The sequence below is a fragment of the Geomobilimonas luticola genome, from assembly GCF_018476905.1.
Classification (GTDB): domain Bacteria; phylum Desulfobacterota; class Desulfuromonadia; order Geobacterales; family Geobacteraceae; genus Geomobilimonas; species Geomobilimonas luticola.
On record NZ_JAHCVK010000006.1, the window covers coordinates 56,987 to 76,202 of the forward strand.

Annotated in this window: 21 protein-coding genes; all 21 read right to left on the minus strand. The window is 57.7% G+C overall.

Going from position 1 to position 19,216, the window contains the following annotated elements; translation table 11 throughout:
* Positions 1-4: 4 nt before the first annotated feature.
* Complete coding sequence (fabF, locus tag KI810_RS12705; protein ID WP_214175932.1) at positions 5-1,237, minus strand: beta-ketoacyl-ACP synthase II; 1,233 nt, start codon at positions 1,235-1,237, stop codon at positions 5-7.
* Between the two features lie 96 nt (positions 1,238-1,333).
* Positions 1,334-1,567: an acyl carrier protein gene (acpP, locus tag KI810_RS12710; RefSeq protein ID WP_214175933.1), complete on the minus strand. Its 234-nt coding sequence runs from the start codon at positions 1,565-1,567 to the stop codon at positions 1,334-1,336.
* Positions 1,568-1,667: 100 nt separating this feature from the next.
* Complete coding sequence (gene fabG / locus KI810_RS12715; RefSeq protein ID WP_214175934.1) at positions 1,668-2,405, minus strand: 3-oxoacyl-[acyl-carrier-protein] reductase; 738 nt, start codon at positions 2,403-2,405, stop codon at positions 1,668-1,670.
* A gap of 54 nt (positions 2,406-2,459) precedes the next feature.
* The gene (gene fabZ / locus KI810_RS12720) at positions 2,460-2,894 is read right to left on the minus strand and encodes a 3-hydroxyacyl-ACP dehydratase FabZ (RefSeq protein WP_214175935.1); all 435 of its coding nucleotides are present in this window, start codon (positions 2,892-2,894) and stop codon (positions 2,460-2,462) included.
* A 36-nt stretch (positions 2,895-2,930) separates the two neighbouring features.
* The gene (fabD, locus tag KI810_RS12725) at positions 2,931-3,857 is read right to left on the minus strand and encodes an ACP S-malonyltransferase (protein WP_214176033.1); all 927 of its coding nucleotides are present in this window, start codon (positions 3,855-3,857) and stop codon (positions 2,931-2,933) included.
* 9 nt (positions 3,858-3,866) lie between these two features.
* Positions 3,867-4,853 (minus strand): beta-ketoacyl-ACP synthase III, encoded by a 987-nt coding sequence (locus tag KI810_RS12730; protein ID WP_214175936.1) that lies wholly within the window; start codon positions 4,851-4,853, stop codon positions 3,867-3,869.
* 14 nt (positions 4,854-4,867) lie between these two features.
* Positions 4,868-5,911 (minus strand): phosphate acyltransferase PlsX, encoded by a 1,044-nt coding sequence (gene plsX / locus KI810_RS12735; protein WP_214175937.1) that lies wholly within the window; start codon positions 5,909-5,911, stop codon positions 4,868-4,870.
* A gap of 47 nt (positions 5,912-5,958) precedes the next feature.
* Positions 5,959-6,141 (minus strand): 50S ribosomal protein L32, encoded by a 183-nt coding sequence (rpmF, locus tag KI810_RS12740; RefSeq protein WP_214175938.1) that lies wholly within the window; start codon positions 6,139-6,141, stop codon positions 5,959-5,961.
* Positions 6,142-6,153: 12 nt separating this feature from the next.
* Complete coding sequence (locus KI810_RS12745; RefSeq protein WP_214175939.1) at positions 6,154-6,693, minus strand: YceD family protein; 540 nt, start codon at positions 6,691-6,693, stop codon at positions 6,154-6,156.
* Between the two features lie 309 nt (positions 6,694-7,002).
* Positions 7,003-7,356 carry a hypothetical protein gene (locus KI810_RS12750; RefSeq protein WP_214175940.1) on the minus strand — a complete coding sequence of 118 codons (354 nt, stop codon included), beginning with the start codon at positions 7,354-7,356 and terminating at the stop codon, positions 7,003-7,005.
* Between the two features lie 16 nt (positions 7,357-7,372).
* Positions 7,373-7,981 (minus strand): L-threonylcarbamoyladenylate synthase, encoded by a 609-nt coding sequence (locus tag KI810_RS12755; protein ID WP_214175941.1) that lies wholly within the window; start codon positions 7,979-7,981, stop codon positions 7,373-7,375.
* Between the two features lies 1 nt (position 7,982).
* A complete protein-coding gene (locus KI810_RS12760) occupies positions 7,983-9,086 on the minus strand; it encodes an aminopeptidase (protein ID WP_214175942.1) in 1,104 nt (367 codons plus the stop codon).
* Between the two features lie 50 nt (positions 9,087-9,136).
* Complete coding sequence (dut, locus tag KI810_RS12765) at positions 9,137-9,595, minus strand: dUTP diphosphatase (RefSeq protein ID WP_214175943.1); 459 nt, start codon at positions 9,593-9,595, stop codon at positions 9,137-9,139.
* Positions 9,596-9,604: 9 nt separating this feature from the next.
* The gene (locus KI810_RS12770; protein WP_214175944.1) at positions 9,605-10,861 is read right to left on the minus strand and encodes a M16 family metallopeptidase; all 1,257 of its coding nucleotides are present in this window, start codon (positions 10,859-10,861) and stop codon (positions 9,605-9,607) included.
* A 134-nt stretch (positions 10,862-10,995) separates the two neighbouring features.
* Positions 10,996-13,089, minus strand: coding sequence for a polyribonucleotide nucleotidyltransferase (gene pnp, locus KI810_RS12775; protein WP_214175945.1), 2,094 nt, complete (start codon positions 13,087-13,089; stop codon positions 10,996-10,998).
* 181 nt (positions 13,090-13,270) lie between these two features.
* Positions 13,271-13,537 (minus strand): 30S ribosomal protein S15, encoded by a 267-nt coding sequence (gene rpsO, locus KI810_RS12780; protein WP_214175946.1) that lies wholly within the window; start codon positions 13,535-13,537, stop codon positions 13,271-13,273.
* A gap of 120 nt (positions 13,538-13,657) precedes the next feature.
* Positions 13,658-14,569: a tRNA pseudouridine(55) synthase TruB gene (gene truB, locus KI810_RS12785; RefSeq protein WP_214175947.1), complete on the minus strand. Its 912-nt coding sequence runs from the start codon at positions 14,567-14,569 to the stop codon at positions 13,658-13,660.
* A gap of 2 nt (positions 14,570-14,571) precedes the next feature.
* On the minus strand, positions 14,572-15,522 hold the full coding sequence (locus KI810_RS12790; protein ID WP_214175948.1) for a DHH family phosphoesterase: 951 nt from the start codon (positions 15,520-15,522) through the stop codon (positions 14,572-14,574).
* Positions 15,515-15,871 carry a ribosome-binding factor A gene (locus KI810_RS12795; protein WP_214175949.1) on the minus strand — a complete coding sequence of 119 codons (357 nt, stop codon included), beginning with the start codon at positions 15,869-15,871 and terminating at the stop codon, positions 15,515-15,517. Before KI810_RS12795 ends, KI810_RS12790 begins: the two co-directional genes overlap by 8 nt.
* Before the next feature lie 82 nt (positions 15,872-15,953).
* Positions 15,954-18,623 carry a translation initiation factor IF-2 gene (infB, locus tag KI810_RS12800; protein ID WP_214175950.1) on the minus strand — a complete coding sequence of 890 codons (2,670 nt, stop codon included), beginning with the start codon at positions 18,621-18,623 and terminating at the stop codon, positions 15,954-15,956.
* Positions 18,620-19,216 (minus strand): DUF448 domain-containing protein, encoded by a 597-nt coding sequence (locus KI810_RS12805; protein WP_214175951.1) that lies wholly within the window; start codon positions 19,214-19,216, stop codon positions 18,620-18,622. Before KI810_RS12805 ends, infB begins: the two co-directional genes overlap by 4 nt.

Genomic DNA, 19,216 nt, shown 5'->3' on the forward strand with positions numbered 1-19,216 from the left:
CCCCCTACACCTTCTTGAAGAGCAACGTGGCGTTGGTGCCGCCGAAGCCGAAGTTGTTGCTCATGGCGCAAGCGACCCTGGCGTCCCGCGCCGTGTTCGGCACGTAATCGAGATTACACTCGGGGTCAGGGTCGTTGTAGTTGATGGTCGGAGGAACAACTCCCTTATCCATGGCCATGAGCGTGAAAACCGCTTCCAAGCCGCCTGCAGCGCCGAGGGCATGCCCCGTCATCGACTTGGTGGACGAAACCATGAGTTTCTTCGTGTGGGCGCCGAACACCGTATTGATAGCCATGGATTCATAGAGGTCGTTCATCGGCGTTGAAGTGCCGTGGGCGTTGATGTAATCCACATCCTCCGGATTGAGCCCCGCGTTTTTGAGGGCCATTGACATGCAGCGTGCAGCCCCCTCGCCTCCCGGCGCCGGAGCGGTGAGGTGATAGGCATCACCAGTGAGCCCGTAGCCGACAACCTCGGCATAAATCTTCGCACCACGTTTTTTTGCGGATTCGTACTCTTCGAGAACGACAATGCCCGCCCCCTCGCCCATGACGAAACCGTCCCGGTTTTTGTCGAAGGGGCGCGATGCGGCCTGTGGATCGTCATTATTGGTGGAAAGCGCCTTCATGACCGCAAAACCGCCAATCCCAAGAGGGGTGACGGTTGATTCCGTACCGCCGGCGATCATGGCATCCGCATCTCCCCGCCGGATAATCTGATAGGCATCGCCGATGGAATGGGTTGCCGTGGCGCAGGCGGATACCGACGATATATTGGGTCCCTTGGCACCGTACTTGATGGAGATATGACCCGGAGCAAGGTTGATGATCAGCATCGGAATGAAAAACGGCGAAATCTTCTTGTAACCACCCTCAAGCAGTGCAGTATGGTACTTCTCGATGGTAGGGAGGCCACCGAGACCGGCGCCTACCAGTACCCCCACCCGTTCCGCATTGCTTTCGTCGATGGTGAGCCCGGCATCCTCCATGGCATAATGGGCGGCCCCCAGGGAATACTGGATGAAGAGATCCATCTTCTTGATCTCTTTCTTGTCGATGTAATCCTCGGGATTGAAATCCTTGACTTCACCGGCAATCCTGACCGGCATGTCAGTGGCGTCAAACCTGGTAATTTCAGCAATCCCCGACTTGCCGGCAACGAGTGAATCCCAGTTTTTCCTGTTACCGCACCCCAGCGGGGATACAACGCCCACCCCGGTCACAACAACTCTTCTCATAAACACATTCTCCTCGACATCAAGACAGCGGTTCAAAATTTGGATGACACATTCCCAAAGAGAAAGGGGAAGATGTGTCTTCCCCTCCGGTATCAATCAGGTATGGTCGGTAATATAATCGATGGCGTCCTGAACGGACTGGATCTTCTCGGCGTCTTCATCGGAGATTTCGATATCGAACTCTTCTTCAAGGGCCATGACGAGTTCGACGGTGTCGAGGGAGTCGGCACCCAGATCATCCATGAAAGACGCTTCGTTGGTCACCTGGGCCTCATCAACGCCGAGCTGCTCGGCTACGATCTCTTTTACTCTTTTGTCAATCGTTGACATTCTTTCTACCTCCGTTGTGTGTGTTTACCTTTTCAGGTTTTCAATGACTAAGCAATGTAGCTACATAACATGAAACAGGGAAATTGCAAACGATATTTTTTTACATGTACATGCCGCCGTTTACCGACAAAACATGGCCGGTAACATAACCCGAAGCCTCTGCGGCAAGGAAAACCACGGCGTTTGCTATGTCGTCGGACGTACCGAGCCGCTCCAGCGGAATCTGGGCGGTGAGCTCGGCCCGCACTTTCTCCGGCAGGGCATCGGTCATTGCCGTGGCGATGAAACCGGGAGCGACGGCATTGACGGTGACATTGCGCTTTGCCAGTTCCCGGGCATTTGATTTGGTAAGGCCGATAAGGCCCGCCTTGCTGGCACAGTAGTTGGCCTGACCGGCGTTACCCATCTGCCCGACAACCGAGGCGATGTTGATGATCCGGCCGTAGCGCTGCTTGGCCATGACCTTGGATGCCGCGCGGGTGCAGAGGAATGCCCCCTTGAGATTGACAGAAAGGACCGCATCCCAGTCCTCGTCCTTCATCCGCAGAAGGAGACCGTCGCGTGTTATGCCGGCGTTGTTGACCAGAATGTCCACCCGGCCGAACGCCTCGACTGCCGCATCGATCATGCGCTCCGCGTCTGCGGCATTGGTCACGTTCCCCACGACTGCCAGGGCCTTTACTCCCGTACCCTTCAACTCCTCAACCACCGCTTCGGTCGCCGCCTGATCCAGGTCGACGGCCACAATCGTGGCTCCGGCAGCAGCGAGGGAGAGTGCGATACTCTTACCTATTCCGCGGGATGCTCCCGTGATGACAGCTACTTTATCCTTCGGCACTGGTCTCTCCTTTCATTACAGTCTTGATAGTAGCCTGACTGACGGGGTAGCCCGTCACTTGTCGGCAAAGGTCGCTTTCAGAGCGCTTTCGGTCACAAGCTTGTCGCCGACAAACGCCCGGCCGGTGAACGACCAGATGCCCCGCTTACAGCCAACCGCCTCCAGTTCGAGGCGCAATTGATCTCCGGGGACAACCGGCTTGCGGAACTTTGCGTTGTCGATCCCGACAAAATAGGTCACCTTGGAACGAATGCTCTCGTCCGAGGAGAGATAGGCAAGAATCCCTGCCACTTGCGCCATTGCCTCTATTATGAGCACCCCCGGCATGACCGGGTGCCCGGGGAAATGCCCCGGGAAAAAGGGCTCGTTGCAGGTGACGTTCTTGACGCCGACGATCCGTTTGCCTGCTTCCATTTCCACAATGCGGTCCACAAGCAGGAAGGGGTAGCGATGGGGAAGGATCTTCATGATGTCATTGACGTCGAGCATTGCATCTCCCTCCATTGACCGGGTGACGTGTGGGACTTAACCGCACAGGGCCGCGAGACCGGCTGCATCTTCGAAATTGGCGGTGGCGACTTCTTTAGTGATCCGCTTCACCAGGCCGGACAGGACCTTACCGGGACCGATCTCGATGAACGACGTGACACCGAGGTTGACCATCTCCTGAACCGACGTGTCCCACAACACCGGCGCGCTCACCTGCCGGACAAGCAACTCCTTCACGCGCCCCTTCTCATTATTGGCCTTCGCCTCCACGTTGGTAATCACGGGAACTGCCAGCTCGTCCAGCGCGACGCCGTCCAGTACCCCCGCAAGCCTCTCTCCAGCCGGCACCATGAGGGGGGAATGGAACGGTGCACTTACCGGCAGCAGCATGGCCTTCCGGAATCCGCGCCCCTTGGCGATTTCGATTGCCCGGTTGACCGCACCGGCATGACCGGCGATCACTATCTGCCCGGGGGAGTTGAAATTCGCCGGGGAAACCACTTCCCCCTGGGCCGCCTCGGCACAGATTGCAGCAAGGACATCGGCCTCGACGCTGAGTATGGCAGCCATGGCCCCCACACCAACCGGTACCGCTTCCTGCATGAAGGCCCCACGGGAACGGACCGTCCGGAGCGCATCCCCGAAATCCATGGCACCGCTGGCCACGAGAGCGGAATATTCACCGAGGGAATGACCGGCCAGGTACGCAGCCGTATGGCCGGTTTCCGCCTTCAGCACCCGCAATGCAGCCACACTCGTGGCAAGAATTGCCGGCTGGGTGTTTGTCGTGAGCTTGAGGTCTTCTTCCGGCCCCTCGAAGCAGAGCGTGGAGAGCTTGGCTCCGAGGGCGTCGTCAGCCTCGGCAAAGGTATGCCGGGCCAGGGGGAAATTGTCGGCCAGATTCTTTCCCATACCCGCATATTGGGACCCCTGACCGGGAAAAATGAATGCCTTCATGGGAATAATTCCTTTCTAAGACTGCCAGCGCAGCAAAACCGATCCCCAGGTGAGTCCGCCGCCGAAGGCGTCGAACAAGAGGAGATCGCCTTTCTTGATCCGGCCGGACCGGTTCGCTTCATCGAGAGCAAGGGGAATGGAGGCGCCCGATGTGTTCCCGTATCGTTCAAGATTTATGTAGACCTTGTCTCCATCCAGCCCGAGACGCTTGCCGATGGCATCGATTATGCGCCGGTTTGCCTGGTGAGGGATGAAAAGATCGATATCGGCTACCGTCAGGTTGTTGGTATTCAGCGCTTCGTGGGCAACCTCTTCCATGGCCCGCACCGCAAGCTTGAAAACCTCGTTACCCTGCATGGAAATGTAGATGAGCCTGTCATCGAGCGTCTTCTGGGTCGCCGGATTGCGATTGCCGCACCCCCGCTGGCAGAGGAGTTCCCAGTAGCTGCCGTCGCTGTGGATGTGGGTGGAAAGTATGCCGGACTCCCCTTCCCTGGCCTCAACGACCACTGCACCAGCGCCGTCTCCAAACAGGCAGCAGGTATTACGGTCGGTCCAGTCAACGATACGGGAGAGGACCTCCGCCCCGATAACCAGGATCTTGCTGGCGGCGCCGCAGCGGATTGCCTTGTCCGCGAGGGAAAGGCCGTAGAGAAACCCGGAACATGCTGCCGAGATATCGAAGGCGGCGGCTTTCGTTGCGTTGAGATTATGCTGCACGATACATGCTGTTGCAGGAAAGGGGAAATCGGGAGTAACGGTGGCGACGATAATCTGGTCAAGCTCATCCGCACGAACACCGGCCATCTGCAGGGCACCCTCGGCAGCCCGGGTGGCAAACGTCGAGGTAAACTCGCCGTCTCCAGCAATGTGCCGTTCCTTGATGCCGGTCCTGGTGGTAACCCATTCGTCGCTGGTATCGACCATTCTCTCCAGGTCATGATTGGTCAGAACCCTGTCGGGCACCGCTGAACCGGTGCCGGTAATCGTCGCCCGCTGCATCCGTTCCACCTTATCTAACCGGCCGCCTGGTCCTGCAATGGCTCACGCTGTTGTTGTACCGTAATCGGGTAATTTGCCTGGAGCTTTTCCGCCATCCGTTCATTCACCCCTTTTTCTACGAATTCATGGGCAAACCGGATGGCATTCTTTATCGCCTTGGCATTGGAGCCGCCATGACTGATCATGCCGACGCCGTTGATGCCAAGGAGCGGCGCGCCGCCGTACTCGGCATAATCCACCTTCTTTTTGAAATTGTTGAACGCTTTGCGGGCAAGGAGATATCCGAGCCGGGCAATAAAACTCTGCTTGAATTCATCCTTGAGCATCTTCCCCACCGCCTCGGCAAGCCCCTCGGACAGCTTCAGCACAACGTTGCCGACAAAACCGTCACAGACCACCACATCCACGAGACCGTAAAAGATATCGCGTCCTTCCACATAACCGGCATAATCGAAGGAGATGTTTTTCAGAATTGCGGTGGTTTCCCGGGTCAGGTCGTTCCCCTTGCTCTCCTCTTCGCCGTTGGAAAGCAGACCGATGCGGGGGTTGGCGATCCCCATCACGGAACGTGCGTACACCTCTCCCATGATGGCAAACTGGACGAGGTTGAGCGGTTTGCAATCGACGTTCCCCCCCACATCCAGCACCAGTGTACGATCGCGCAGCGTGGGGAAAACCTGGGCTATGGCAGGGCGGTCAATACCAGGAAGACGCTTGAGAACGAACATCCCTGCAGCCATGGTCGCACCGGAGTTGCCGGCACTCACTACAGCAGCAGCTTTCCCTGCCTTCACCAGTTCGAAGGCGACCCTGATGGAAGAGTCTTTTTTCTTCCTTACGGCATCCGACGGTGAATCGTGCATCCCCACAACTTCGCTTGCGTGGTGTACAACGATGTCAAGCCCCTTGCAATCGTGCTTTGCAAGTTCCTGACGAAGCCTGTCGGTATCGCCCACCAGAGTAACGGGAATGCCGAATTCCCTCACAGCGGCAACAGCCCCCTCGACTTCCACTACCGGAGCATTATCGCCGCCCATCGCATCAACAGCAACTCTCATATGACCCCTAGGCATGGCTGTCCGGCCGGGAGACCGGAACAACAAACTTACAGATCTTCTGCCTTCAGAACTTCTTTGCCTTTGTAGGTGCCACAGGAAGGACAGGCACGATGAGGGAGCTTGGGGGCCTTGCACTGGGGGCAGGTCGAAGCGTTGGGCGGGGTAAGGAAATCGTGTGCCCTTCTCATATTCTTGCGGGACTTGGATGTTTTCTTCTTAGGTACTGCCATGGTAGTTCTCCTTTACTTTTCTGCCTTAAAGTTCTTCAAGGCGCTGAATTTCGGATTAATGACCTGTCGGTCGCAGCCGCACTCGGTCACATTCAGGTCCGCCCCACAGATGCCACAAAGTCCCCGGCAATCCTCCCGGCAAAGGGGCTTCAAGGGAATCGCCAGCAGCACCTGCTCGGCGATCTCGCCGGAAAAATCTATTTCATCCCCTTCGTAGGTGGCGGATATGAGGTCCTGCTCGGCAAGTTCGACCTCTTCTTCGTCCTGTGGCAGCCCGGCATCCCTGGAGTAGAATATGGTAAATGCCGATACCACATCATGCACGGTATCGCCAAGACAGCGCGAACACCCCATACCCACGGAAGTTGCCACGTTGCCCTGAACCCTTATATGGTCGTATTCCCTGACCACCGTCAGATTCACGGCAAGCGGCTTCACGAAGCGGCACTCGCCAGCCGTCTCCATTGCATGCAGGGTGGGGTAATCGACGATCTGCTCCTCACCGGCAAGCACCAGCTCTTTGTCTTTTATGTCATGTACGCGAATTTTCACTCAATAACCCGCAGCGCCGTATCCAAAGCTTTCCAGTATATAGACGGGGATGTTTTTGTCAAGAAAAATCAGTCACTAGGGCATGCCACATCCCCGGTTGCGGGCACATCTCTAATAACCCATTCACCGGTAATTTGCAAGCAGAAAGGATGTCCTCCTCTACAACCAATAAACCGCCGTTTGCAGCATATCGTGCAACAACTAACATCAGTACCGGCCTGCAAGAACGGGGCGAAAGCGACGTACGCGAAACGTGCGGCGAGGATATCCGAAATGGTCGAAAGCCTGATTGTTTGATTTCGAACCAGGTCAGATGATTATGGTCTCACCCGGCCTGAGTGGAGGTTGCTGAGGTGAATTGATGCTTCGGAAGAAAAGGGTAAAAAACAGCAGTATGGCCACAATGAGAACGAGCATGGAGCGCAAAAGCCGTATATCACGACTGTCTGCCCGGCTGTTAAGTGCGCCGGCAAGGGCGATCATGATTCCCAGGCCGCTGCAGAGACCTCCGCAAAAAAGCCCGAAGACAATGAACCGTCTCTGCCCCGAAATTGTGAGGGAAAGAAGCTGGGTGACATCGCTGTTGAAGAACGTGGAGAGGGTGATAGCGACTATGCCGGCACTTATCAGATTCAGACCCAACCTGACCGTACGCTTGTTCATGGGAGGAGAGGACCTTTCAGACGCACCAGCTCACGTCACCCATCCCCTTGCGGAGCACTTCGGGAACATCGCCCACCAGGCTTACCACCGAACTCACCTCGGCGGACAGAAATCCCCCGTCAATAACAAGGTCGAGCTGTTTCCCCATTGACTGTTCGACAAGGAAGGGATCACCTATCGGTTCTTCACCCGAAAGGTTGGCACTGGTGGTAATGACGGGGTGACCGAGCCTCTGTACCAGGGACAGACAGATGGGATTGTCGGGAATCCTGATCCCGACCGTTTTCTGTTTGGTCTGCACGAGATCGGGGACGATCGAGGAGGCTTCCATGACGAAGGTATAGGGGCCGGGCAGGAGGCGTTTCATCACCTTGAAGGCATAGTTGCTCACCTTGGCGTAGCGGGCGACTTCGGAGAGGTCAGCGCAGATGAACGAAAACGGTTTTTTCTTCTCCCGCTGCTTGAGGAGATAGATCCGCTCGATCCCCTTCTTGTTGAAGATGCTGCAACCTATACCGTAGGTCGTGTCCGTGGGATAGGCAATAATGCCTCCACGTTCCAGCACCTCTACAACCTTGACTATCAGCCGTTCCTGTGGGTTTTCCGGATTTATCGCCAGTAGCATGTCAATCCCGCGGGTTGAGGTCGAGCAGGTTCTTGTGCACGAACCGGCCATCTTTCTGGATAAGGGTACTGTCGAACCATATCTCCCCATCCCCCTTGAGCAGCTTCACCATGTCCCAGTGGACTGCCGACCGGTTGCCATTGTCGCATTCATCGTAACACTGGCCAGGGGTAAAGTGGATCGAACCGAAAATCTTCTCGTCGAAGAGAATGTTCCTCATCGGTTCCGTAATACCGGGGTTCACGCCGATGGCAAATTCACCGATGTAGCGGGCACCGGGATCGGTATCGAGAATCTTGTTGAGTTCAGCATCCATGCCGGGCGACGTCGCGCTGACGATCTTCCCCTTCCGAAACTCCAGTCGCGCGGAGGTATACTCCTTACCCTGGTAGAGGGTAGGACAGTTGTACGTGATGTACCCTTCCACCGACTCCTTGACCGGCGCGGTGAACACTTCACCGTCCGGTATGTTGAAACGGCCGTCGCATTTGATCCCCGGAAGCCCCTTGATGCTGAAGGAAAGGTCGGTATCGGATGCAAGAATTCGGACCCGGTCGGTCTTGTCCATCAGTTTCTTCAGCTTGTCCTGCTTGCGTGATTCTTGCGCCCAGTCGATGCAGCAGGCGGCGAAGAGATACTCCTCATATTCCTCCAGGCTCATCTTTGCTTCCTGGGCAGCACCGTGGGTTGGATACCGGGTGATGACCCACCGGGTGTGCTTGACCCGCCAGTCGCTGATCGGCCTGACCACCTTGGCATACTCGATCATCCCCTCCTGCCGCGCCTTGGCCATGACCATGGAATTATCACCGGCAGAGATGGCGATAAAGACGTTCACCTTTTTCATGAAGTCGAGTTTGTGCTGGGGGAAATAGGTCAGCTGCTCCCTGCTGGCGCGGTTATAGAAGTGACGGCTCAACTCGGGAAGGGAAAAATCGTACTCAACATAACGCGCCCCCTTGCCGAGGCACTGGATGTAGAGCTCCTTGACGAGCGGTGCTGCTTCGAAGCCACTGGCGCTGATAAGCACCACGTCACCCTTTTTCACCCGGGTGGAATAGTTGACCAGCACTTCTGCAAGCGTGGTAATCCGCGGATCTTTCATTCGTCATTCCTTGTCATGCAGTAGTGAACAGCACCGGCAAACTTCCGCCATCATCGCCCCGTATGACCGAATCCCCCGTCACCCCGCCCGGTCTCGTCAAGGTCGTCAACCTCCACCAGCTGTGCCCGGCATACCGGCGCCACTACCAGTTGGGCGATCCGGTCGCCACTCCTGATGGTGAACGGATCAACGCCATGATTAATGACGATCACCCCGATTTCCCCGCGATAATCAGCGTCAATGGTGCCGGGGCTGTTGACCAGGGTAATGCCGTGGCGGAGAGCCAGACCGCTCCGGGGACGCACTTGCGCCTCGTACCCGACGGGAAGGGCGATGGCAATGCCGGTCGTAACCAGCAGCCGCTCTCCCGGCCGAAGCTCCACGTCGGCGGCCAGGTCTGCATAGAGGTCCATACCGGCTGCATGATGGGTCATGTAGTGGGGAAGAAGATTGCATCCCCCCCTCACCCGCTTGATCCGTACCGGAATTGTCGATGTCTGATTGGTCATGGGTGGAGGCTAAAGCGCAATATCCGCTTCCGTGAGGTTCACGTCATCCAGCCTTCCCATCATTTCCAGGGTGAAGCTGGCATCGTCGAGGAGTTCATGGCTCAGCTGGAGCAGGCTTTCCAGAGTAACCCGGTCAAAACCGCTCATGATTTCAGCAATGGGCTGGTAACGCCCGAAATAAATCTCGTTTTTGGCGAGCTTGGACATGCGGTTGTCACTGCTTTCAAGGGAAAGAAGGAGATTCCCCTTCAACTGCTCGCGGGCAGAATCCAGCTCGACCTGTGAAACCGTTTCGTTCTTCAGGCGCCTGAGCTCTCGCAGGATGATTTCCAGAACATCGAGACAGCGTTCATGACTTGTTCCGGCGTATATAACCAGAGAACCGGCATCGGAATGGGATGCCATGTACGAATAGATGGAGTAGACGAGGCCGAGTTTCTCCCGCACCTCCTGGAACAGGCGGGAACTCATGCTCCCTCCCAGGATGGTGTTCAGGATAAAAGCGGAGAAGCGCTGGGGGTGGTTCTGGGCCGGGCCGCGACTTCCGAGACAGACATGTACCTGCTCCAGTTCCCTCGGGATCAGTTCCACCTTTTTCCCGTAGACCGGTTGCCGGCAATCCGCACGGCCACTCCCTCCGGCGATTCCCGTGAAAAGGCCGTTCAGCAGTTCAAGAAGTTTTTTGTGGCTGACGTTGCCGGCGGCAGTGATGATGATATCCTCCGCCCGGTACATCGTATTTTTATAGTCGAGAATCGATGAACGGGTAAGACCGTTGACGCTCTCCTCGCTTCCGATAATGGACATGCCGAGGGGGTGGCCGCGCCAGAAATTCTGGTGGAACAGGTCGTGGATGTAATCGTCCGGATTGTCCTCCAGCATGCCAATCTCCTGGAGAATGACCTTCCGTTCCTTCTCTATCTCATCATCGTCAAAACGGGAATTGAGGAAGATGTCGGCCAGCAGGTCAACCGCCCTGGGAAGGAACGTATCGAGCACCTTGGCGTAGTAGCAGACATACTCGCGACTGGTGAAGGCGTTCAGCACACCTCCCACCGAATCTATTTCCCGTGCGATATCCAGCGCACTGCGCCGCTCGGTCCCCTTGAACATGAGATGTTCGATGAAATGGGCCACGCCGTTCAGGCTGGGAAGCTCATGGCGGGAACCGTTGGCTACCCAGATACCGATGGAAACGGAATGGGCGTGGGGCATCTGCTCGGTGATAACCCGGATGCCACTATCCAGAATGGTTTTGTTGATCATGGGATTAACTATACCGTGTCACAGGCAAATTTCCATACAGCGGGAAGATAACCGCGGTTCCTTTCATCGAAACCGAAAAAAAGGCGGCGATATGCATCGCCGCCTCTCTATCAACTTCCGGGCGGAGTGCCGGCTCAGTTTTCCGGCAGGGTCGCCCCAAGGGCTTCCTTGCGGGAGAGCTTGATTTTACCCTGCTTGTCGATACCGATACACTTGACGAGAACCTTGTCACCCTCGTTGAGGATATCGGTCACATTTTTCACCCGCTCCTTGTCCAGCTCGGAAATGTGTACGAGGCCGTCGGTCCCCGGGAAAATCTCCACGAAGGCGCCGAACTCCATGACCTTTCTGACCGTACCCATGTAGAGCTTGCCTTCTTCGGCCTCGGCGGTCAGATCCCGGATCATCTTGATGGCCAGGTCGCAGGCGGCCTTGTCGTGGCTCGCGATGTTGATCTTGCCGCTATCCTCGATGTCGATGGAAACGCCCGTCGCCTCGGTGATCCCGCGAATATTCTTGCCGCCGGAACCAATGACGTCGCGGATCTTGTCGGTCTTGACCCAGATGGTGGTGATGCGCGGGGCGTAGGTTGAAAGGTCGGGACGTGCTGCGGAAAGGGTCTCTGCCATCTTGCCGAGAATGTGGAGCCGCCCTTCCCGGGCCTGGGCAAGGGCCTTCTTCATGATCTCCTTGGAAACACCGGTGATCTTGATGTCCATCTGGAGGGCGGTAACACCTTCTGCAGTGCCAGCCACCTTGAAGTCCATGTCCCCCAGGTGGTCCTCGTCGCCAAGGATGTCGGAGAGGATAGCCACGTCGTCCCCCTCCTTGATGAGCCCCATGGCGATGCCGGCTACCGGCGCGCTTATGGGAATGCCGGCGTCCATCATGGACATGGAACCGCCGCAGACCGTCGCCATGGAAGAGGAACCGTTGCTCTCCAGGGTATCGGAAACGATCCGGATGGTGTAGGGAAAGTCGTCGTGCTTGGGAAGCACCCGCTCCAGAGCGCGCTCGGCAAGGGCGCCATGGCCGATCTCGCGCCGGCCGGGAGCAAGCCGGAAACTCGTCTCACCCACCGAGAACGGCGGGAAGTTGTAGTGAAGCAGAAAGCGCTTCTTGCTCTCGCCATAGAGAGAATCGATCCGCTGTTCATCGCTGGAGGTCCCGAGGGTGGCGGCAACCAGCGCCTGGGTCTCACCCCGGGTGAAGAGCGCAGAACCGTGGGCTCGGGGAAGCAGGCTGGCCTCGGTCGCGATCGGCCGGATGGTCTTGGTGTCGCGGCCATCGATGCGCTCGCCGTCCTTGATGATATGCTCCCGCACCAGAGTGTATTCGAAATCGCCGAGGATGCCCTTAATTTCCTTCGCCCGCCCTTCGTAGTCGGGAAGCAGCGTTTCCAGCACTTCTCCGGTGATGGCATCGATCCGGTCGTGACGCTCGCCCTTGGCCTTGATCCTCACCGCTTCCTTCATCTTGGCGTAGGCAAGATCGGTAACCTTCGCCTTGAGAGCCTCGTCGACTACAATCGGTGCAACTTCCCGCTTGGGCACGCCCGCCTTTTTCTTCAACTCTTCCTGGGCTGCCAGGATGGGCTGGACTGCGGCATGGCCGAAAAAGATCGCCTCAAGCATGACATCTTCCGGAACGATTGCCGCGCCACCTTCCACCATGCAGATGGCATCCTTGCTGGCAGCGACCACGATCTCGATATCGCTCTTCTCCAACTGCTCCGCAGTCGGATTGGCCACGAATTCCCCGTCGACCCGGCCCACCTTCACACCCGCGATGGGGCCAAAGAAAGGGATGTCGGAGACTTCAAGGGCGGCGGAGGCGCCGATCATGGAAAGGATGCCGGGGTCGTTGTCCTTGTCGGCAGAAATGACCGTAGCCATGATCTGGGTGTCGTTGAGGAAGTTTTCAGGAAAAAGCGGCCGAATCGGCCGGTCGATGAGCCGGCAGGTGAGGGTTTCGCTATCCGACGGGCGTGCTTCACGCTTGAAGAAGCCGCCGGGAATCTTACCCCCCGCATAGGCCTTTTCCTGGTAATTGACGGTCAGGGGAAAGAAATCCTGCCCTTCCTTCGCCGTCTTGGTCGCCACCGCCGTCACCAGCACCATGGTGTCGCCGCAGCTCACGACCACCGCACCGTTGGCCTGCTTGGCCATCTTGCCGGTGGCGATAGTTATGGTCCTGCCACTGAATTCTACCTGTACTTTTTGTTCCATGTTGTTACGGTCTCCTCTAGCCTTGATTGTTGGCAGTTGGGGCCGTCGATGCAACAGCCAAGCCGTCGGCTTGGCAGCTCGATCCACGCCCCCAACAAAATAAATGGGCCTTGCAGCCCATTGGTGAAAAAAAGCAAAGGCAATATATCCCTGGCAGACGCAAGAGATATACTGCCTTTTCTTACCTTCTTATACCGAGTTTCTCGATGACGACCTTGTATCTTTCCACGTCTTTGCTCTTCAGGTAATCGAGGAGCCGTCGTCTCTGGCCAACGATCTTCAACAGACCGCGGCGGCTGTGGTGGTCCTTCTTGTGAATCTTGAAATGCTCGGTCAGGTACGTGATCCGCTCGGTCAGAATGGCAATCTGCACTTCAGGAGACCCGGTGTCGCTGTCATGCAGCTTATAGGTATTGATAATTTCCTGCTTTTTCTGGGTTACCAGCATCTGGTCACACCCCCTTTCATCGTTCATGATGGTTGGATATATTCAACGGCCCGGTCAGGCAATCGTTTTCCGGTGCATCAAGTCTTTTACCACAAAGGTCGCTGCATGTAAAGGACAAAGCTAGTGAAACACTCTCAAAAGTCGCTGGATTTGCACGTGCCTACCGTCATTTACCACGGCGGCTTCGGCAACCGCCACAAGCCGTCCACTCCGGGAGAGCCGCACCCGGCCACCTGACAGTGCCATATCCCCCCCTGATTCGAGGTCACCGGCATCGGGAACGATCCCATTGCCAACCTTTGCGACACCCCGTTCCCTCAAGAGTAATTCCGGTAACGGCGAAAGTGCCGCGAGGGGAGAAACTACCAGGGCCTGTACCTTATCCGACGCTGCGGCGTCCGCCAGTTGTTCAATGGTAACGGCATTCTCAATGGCAAAGGGCCCGCTGCGGATCCGGCGCAGTTCGCGGAGATGGGCACCACAGCCAAGGCGCCCGCCCATGTCGGCAGCCAGTGTCCTCACATAGGTGCCCCGGGAACAGACAACGGAAAAGGCAACGTCAGGAAGTTCGGTCCGTTGGAGGACGAGGGAGAATATCTCGATATTCCGCGGTTGACGCTCAACTTCAGCTCCCTGACGGGCAAGCTTGTACAAGGGAATGCCATCCCGCTTGAGCGCCGAAAACATGGGGGGCACCTGGCTGATGGGGCCGACAAAAAGCCGGGCAACGGCGTCGATGCCGTCCGGCGTCAACTGGCGCCAGTCACCACGGGAAATTACCTGACCGGTAAGGTCCTGGGTGTCGGTTTCCTCACCCAGGCGCATGACGGCATGGTATTCCTTGCGTGATTCATCCAGGAAGGGGATGGCCTTGGTTCCCTCTCCCAGGGCAACCGGCAGAACTCCCGTGGCAAAGGGGTCAAGCGTCCCGGTGTGACCGACCTTCTTCTGACCGAGAATGCGCCTCACCCTGGCGACAACATCGTGGGATGTCATCCCTGCCGGCTTGTCAACGACCAGAAATCCGTCCATGCTCACATGACGTGCTGAAGGCGGGCAAAAACGGTCTGCTTCACCTCGTCCAGCGTTCCCGCCATGTTGCATCCCGCTGCGTTATGGTGGCCTCCGCCGCCAAAATTGGCCGCCAGCGACGAAACGTCCACCTTCCCCTTGGAGCGGAACCCGACCTTGTAGAATCCCGGTTCGATCTCCCGGAAGAAGACTGCCACCTCCACGCCACGGATTGAGCGGGGATAATTCACGAAACCGTCGGTCAGTTCGGCGTTCGTGCCGGTCTTCTCGTACATCTCCAGGGTGACTGCAATGGCAGCCAGATCGCCCCGCGGTGAAACCTCCAGGGTAGCAAGGGCAAGGGCAAGGAGTTCCAGTCGCTGGCGGGGCTGACTTTCGTAAAGCCGCTCGGCGATGAACCAGGCGTTGACTCCCCGTGCGATCATCTCCCCCGCAATGGAGAACGCCTCGGGGTTCGAGTTGGAATACCTGAAGGAGCCGGTGTCGGTAATAACCGCCGTGTAGATGCAGAGTGCCGTATCGTAATCGACCTCGTGGCCCGCAGCCTTGATGATCCGGTATATCAGCGCGCCGGTGGCGCAAGCCTGTGAATCGATAAGGTTCAGCGCGCCGAACTCCTCGCAGCTCAGGTGATGATCGATATTGATGAATTTGCCGATCCGCTTGAATCCGGCCAGTTCCTTGCCGGCGCGGCGAAACTCCCCCACATCGAGAACGAAACAGACGTCGTAATCCCGGTCGGGAATGGACGGGACAACGGTGTCCGCAAGCGGCAGGAAACGGTAGATATCAGGGACGGGGTCACAGTAGTGGACCGTGACATCCTTGCCAAGCCGCCGCAGGTGGTTGGCAAGGGCAAGGGAGGAACCGACCGCATCGCCGTCGGGGTTTTCATGGGTGGTGATGAGAAAACTGCTGCACGCGGCTATTTCCGCAATGATCTGCTCAATCATTACCCGGTTCTCCACTGCCGATTTCCTTGAGAATGGTTTCGATGCGCATGCCGTACTCCACCGACTCGTCGTAAATGAACTCTACATCCGGTACATACTTCATGCGGAATTTTTTGCCCATCTCCTTGCGGATAAAACCACGGGAACTGTTCAGACCTGCACGGGTGGCCTTTTTTTCCTCATCACTGCCGATGACGGTGAAATAAACCTTCGCCAGGTGGAGGTCATCGGTAACCTTGACCCCCGTTATGGTGACAAACCCGATGCGGGGATCCTTCAATCCCTTCACAAGCAGTTCGGAAACCAGCTCGTGTACTGCCTCGCCAACTTTTTCGGAACGCTTGAACATAAATCCTCAGGTAAAGGTAAAGGAAGAGGTAAAGATTGCTGATTTGTTTCTCACAACCTTTACCTCTACCTCTGCCTGTTTTCTACAAAGTTGCCGCGACCTTCTCGATTTCAAAGGCCTCAATGATATCGCCGGTCTTGAGATCGTTGTAGTTCTCCAGGCCGATACCGCATTCGTAACCGGTTGCAACCTCTTTCACGTCGTCCTTGAAACGGCGCAGGCTGGACATTTTCCCTTGGTAGATAACCACGTTGTCCCGCAGCAGACGGACCTGCGCGTTGCGGAGCATCTTGCCGTCCTGAACATAGCAGCCGGCGACCATGCCGACCTTGGGCACGGAGAATGTCTCGCGAATCTCGGCCCTTCCCAGGTATTTTTCCCGCAAGGTCGGCTCCAGAAGCCCTTCCATCGCCTTCTTCACATCCTCGACCGCATCGTAGATGACGTTGTAGAGGCGGATATCGACCCCTTCCTTCTCGGCAAGCCCCTGTGCCTTCACTTCGGGACGTACATTGAAGCCGATAATGATAGCGTTGGAGGCGGTAGCCAGGTTGACGTCGGTTTCGGTAACCGCGCCGACAGCGGAATGGAGGACATTGAGCCGCACCGCGTCGGTGGAGAGCTTGCGCAGCGACTCGCCGACCGCTTCCACCGAACCCTGCACGTCCCCCTTGACGATGACGTTGAGGTCCTTGACCTCCCCCTTCTGGATCTTTTCGTAGAGTTGCTCCAGCGAAAGCTTGCTGTGCTTGGCCAGTTCCACTTCACGCTGCTTGATCTGCCGCAGCGTCGCAATCTCCTTCGCCTGCTTCTCGTCTTTCATGGCAACGAAAATATCGCCGGCATCGGGAACGCCTGAAAGGCCGATCACTTCGACCGGCATGGCGGGGCCGGCTTCGACAACCTTATCTCCGCGGTCGTTCTGCATGGCGCGCACCCGACCGGAGTGGATGCCGACCACACAGTAATCTCCCAGCTTCAGGGTCCCTTCCTGGACCAGGACGGTCGCCACCGGCCCGCGTCCCTTGTCCAGCTTGGCCTCGACGATGGTGCCACGCGCCTCCTTGTCGGGATTCGCCTTGAGGTCCATCACGTCGGCCTGGAGGAGAACCATTTCCAGCAGTTCTTCCAGGTTGAGCCGTTTCTTGGCCGAAACTTCCACCATGGTGGTGTCGCCACCCCACTCCTCCGACACCAGGCCATGCTCGGTCAGCTCCTGCTTGACCCGCTCCGGCTTTGCCTCCGGCTTGTCGATCTTGTTGATGGCAACAATGATCGGCACCCCTGCTGCCTTGGAGTGGTTGATCGCCTCGCGGGTCTGGGGCATCACCCCGTCATCCGCCGCCACCACGAGGATGACGATATCGGTAACCTTGGCTCCGCGAGCACGCATGGCGGTGAACGCCTCGTGGCCCGGCGTGTCGAGGAAGGTAATCTTGCGTCCGTTGAGCTCAACGTCGTAGGCACCGATGTGCTGGGTGATCCCCCCCGCCTCGCCGGCGATGACGTTGGCTTCGCGGATGGCGTCGAGGAGCGAGGTCTTGCCGTGATCGACGTGTCCCATGATGGTAACCACCGGTGACCGTTTCACCAGGCTCTCGGGAGCATCGGGAGTGGTTTCCATCATCTCGTCAAGATCGACCGCCACGTTTTCAATCTCGTAACCGAACTCGGTGGCCAGGAGTGTGGCGGTATCCACGTCGAGGGGGTGGTTGATGGTCGCCATCAGCCCCATTTTCATCAGGACGCGGATCAGGTCGTTCGCCTTCACCCCCATCCGTTTCGCCAGTTCACCAACGGTAATGGTTTCGGAAATCTTGATGATCCGCTTGATGGCCTTGGGGGTGGTGATTTCGGTCTTTCTCCCCTCCGGAGCCCGCTCCTTTTCCCGCCGTTTCCCCTTGCCGGGGCGGAAGCCGGGCTCGAAAACCCGTTCCCGTTTTTCAATGACATCTGCCCGGGAAAAGGTATCCTTCTTTTTGGCTGCCGGCACACTCTTCTTCGCACCCTTTGCTGCATCGGCAACCGGCGCGTCCTTTCCCTTGCGCCCTTTCTTGCGGTCGCCGTTTCCGGGCATTTCCACCGGTGCCGGTGCCGCCGGTCTCCCCGCCGCACCTCCGGCAGTTCCCCTGTCAGCGGGGCCACGGTCAGGACGGGCACCCGGCATCGGGCGAGCACCGGGAGCAGCAGGACGGGCACCCGGCGCCGGACGGCTGCCGGGAGCAGGACGCCCGGCAGCAGGGGCATGCTGGTATTCGCGCCGTTCGTGCGGTTTCTCGGCAGGCTTCAGGCCGGGGATTTCCACATGGCCGAGTATTTTTGCCCGGTTCGCCGTCGGCTTATCCAGCGGTTGTTCCGCCACAGGCTCCACAACAGGCTCTGCTTTCGGCTGTTCGGGCTCGACAACTGGTGCGGGAGGCGCTTTCGGTTCGGCAGCAACCACGACGGGCGCGGGCTGAACCGCCTCAATGGCAGGCTCTTCCTTGACAGGCGCAGCTTCCACCGCAACCGGTTCCGGAGCAGGCGTTTCAACGACCTTGGCGCGCCGCCTGATAAGCGTCGTCGTGACCCGGACCTCTTCCTTGGAAACCTCTTTTACGGTCGGAGGGACCTTGAGTTTATTGGCATCCGCTTCTTCAATAACCGACATATGGCTCTTCACCTCGATCCCCATGGCCTGCAGCTTGGCCATAAGCTCCTTGTTGTCTATCCCCAGCTGCTGAGCCAGTTCATGTACGCGGATTTTAGTCATGTATGCGCGCCCCCCTCCAAGAAATTCCTGTACCTGATCAACTCGTTCCTCATTGGTGCAATGAATCCGCCCTGCTCGATCGCCACCACTCCCCGCAGTTCCTTGCCGAGCAATTGCCCCAGCCGTTCCTTGGGGAACATGACGCAGAGTTCTACTCCCGCATGTTCCGCCTGACGGGCAATCTTCTCCCTGCTGTCCGGCGACAGGTCATCGGCGATAAAAACCAGGCCGGGCACCTTCCGCTTCAGCAGAGCGAGCACGTTGTCCGTGCCGGACGCCACCTTTCCCGCCTTGTTGGCAAGGGCCAGGTATGCCCCGATCCGTTCCTCCAGGCGCGCCGTCACCAGCTCCACCAGTTCCGCCGGAGAACCGAACCGGACTTCCCCTTTGAACACACGGGAGAACTGATTTCTGGTCGCAGCGGCCAGCAGGCAGGACCTGCACACGCAGGTGTAAGCGCCGCGTCCCGGAAGCTTCCCCTGCAGGTCCGGCACCAGCGTCCGGTCCGGGGCAAGCACGAAGCGCAGCAGGTCACCCTTGTCCCGGACGGTTCGGCAACCGATGCAGCTCCTCTGGGGACCGGTTTCGTTCAT

Excerpts from the sequence above, each read along its gene's own strand:
- fabZ (WP_214175935.1), bottom strand. The coding sequence starts at position 2,894 with ATGCTCGACGTCAATGACATCATGAAGATCCTTCCCCATCGCTACCCC.
- KI810_RS12730 (WP_214175936.1), bottom strand. The coding sequence starts at position 4,853 with ATGCAGCGGGCGACGATTACCGGCACCGGTTCAGCGGTGCCCGACAGG.
- KI810_RS12760 (WP_214175942.1), bottom strand. The coding sequence starts at position 9,086 with ATGAAAGATCCGCGGATTACCACGCTTGCAGAAGTGCTGGTCAACTAT.
- truB (WP_214175947.1), bottom strand. The coding sequence starts at position 14,569 with ATGGACGGATTTCTGGTCGTTGACAAGCCGGCAGGGATGACATCCCAC.
- KI810_RS12755 (WP_214175941.1), bottom strand. The coding sequence starts at position 7,981 with ATGCTACTGGCGATAAATCCGGAAAACCCACAGGAACGGCTGATAGTC.
- rpmF (WP_214175938.1), bottom strand. The coding sequence starts at position 6,141 with ATGGCAGTACCTAAGAAGAAAACATCCAAGTCCCGCAAGAATATGAGA.
- acpP (WP_214175933.1), bottom strand. The coding sequence starts at position 1,567 with ATGTCAACGATTGACAAAAGAGTAAAAGAGATCGTAGCCGAGCAGCTC.
- fabF (WP_214175932.1), bottom strand. The coding sequence starts at position 1,237 with ATGAGAAGAGTTGTTGTGACCGGGGTGGGCGTTGTATCCCCGCTGGGG.
- KI810_RS12770 (WP_214175944.1), bottom strand. The coding sequence starts at position 10,861 with ATGATCAACAAAACCATTCTGGATAGTGGCATCCGGGTTATCACCGAG.
- KI810_RS12795 (WP_214175949.1), bottom strand. The coding sequence starts at position 15,871 with ATGTTCAAGCGTTCCGAAAAAGTTGGCGAGGCAGTACACGAGCTGGTT.
- pnp (WP_214175945.1), bottom strand. The coding sequence starts at position 13,089 with ATGGAACAAAAAGTACAGGTAGAATTCAGTGGCAGGACCATAACTATC.
- plsX (WP_214175937.1), bottom strand. The coding sequence starts at position 5,911 with ATGAGAGTTGCTGTTGATGCGATGGGCGGCGATAATGCTCCGGTAGTG.
- KI810_RS12790 (WP_214175948.1), bottom strand. The coding sequence starts at position 15,522 with ATGATTGAGCAGATCATTGCGGAAATAGCCGCGTGCAGCAGTTTTCTC.
- rpsO (WP_214175946.1), bottom strand. The coding sequence starts at position 13,537 with ATGCTGGTAACCCAGAAAAAGCAGGAAATTATCAATACCTATAAGCTG.
- KI810_RS12805 (WP_214175951.1), bottom strand. The coding sequence starts at position 19,216 with ATGAACGAAACCGGTCCCCAGAGGAGCTGCATCGGTTGCCGAACCGTC.
- dut (WP_214175943.1), bottom strand. The coding sequence starts at position 9,595 with ATGACCAATCAGACATCGACAATTCCGGTACGGATCAAGCGGGTGAGG.
- infB (WP_214175950.1), bottom strand. The coding sequence starts at position 18,623 with ATGACTAAAATCCGCGTACATGAACTGGCTCAGCAGCTGGGGATAGAC.
- KI810_RS12750 (WP_214175940.1), bottom strand. The coding sequence starts at position 7,356 with ATGAACAAGCGTACGGTCAGGTTGGGTCTGAATCTGATAAGTGCCGGC.